This is a genomic window from Natranaerobius trueperi (assembly GCF_002216005.1).
In the GTDB taxonomy this organism is placed as follows: Bacteria; Bacillota; Natranaerobiia; order Natranaerobiales; family Natranaerobiaceae; genus Natranaerobius_A; species Natranaerobius_A trueperi.
Window position 1 is genome coordinate 1 of sequence record NZ_NIQC01000072.1, and the last position, 815, is coordinate 815.

Annotated in this window: 1 protein-coding gene; it reads left to right on the top strand. The window is 35.1% G+C overall.

The features are described 5' to 3' along the window. On the top strand, positions 1-778 hold a 778-nt coding region (locus tag CDO51_RS13095), incomplete at its 5' end, for a winged helix-turn-helix domain-containing protein (RefSeq protein ID WP_143824747.1). Positions 779-815: the final 37 nt, after the last annotated feature.

An 815-nucleotide genomic window follows, 5' to 3' on the forward strand; every position in this document is an offset into this window, starting at 1 on the left:
ATCAAGAATATTTAGGTTGGCAGGAACAACAAACTCAAATAGTGGTGAGAAAGTAACCGTACAGTATCGCCATGACTACAGATATGACCTTAAAACAGATATTAGAGATAAATATCTTCCAAACTTAGAAAAACCGAAAAAGAAAAAGGGTAGACCCCCAAAAATAGTGACATTACATAATATTAGAAACCTGCACTATAGCAGAGCCTTAGATCTTATAAAATTAGTGAAACTCAGAAACTATGAAGTTACTGGCTACAGAGAAACAATGTGCTTCTTATATCGTTACTGGCAGTGTTGCTTACTCAATGACCCTAAAAAAGCGTTAGAAGATGTACTTGAATTTAATAGCAAATTTAAAAATCCATTGAAAGAAAAAGAGATTATTACAGCTACTCGATCAGCTGAAAAGTCGTGGAATGCTAGAAGTAGTAAGAAGGCTAATGAAATAGCCAAAGATCGGGGCTATCTTGGTGCAGGTTATAACTACTCAAATAAGAGGCTCATAGAAGATTTAGATATTACTTCAGAGGAACAAAAGTATTTAAAAACGATAATTGGAACAAAGGAAAAATATCGCCGTAAAAATAAAAAACGGAGAGAAGCCCGTAGAGTTGATGGTATGACAAAAAGAGAAAGGCAAAAGGCCGAGGCCCTTGAAAAATTAAAAGAGACCATCAGAGAAAATCCTACGGCTTCTCAGAGGGAACTTGCTAAACTATTAAATATATCACCTAGCTATGTAAATAAACTGCTCAAACAAATTGGAAATTCCTAGGTGTTCACTGAAACGGGTCTTTATATTATGGGGTACT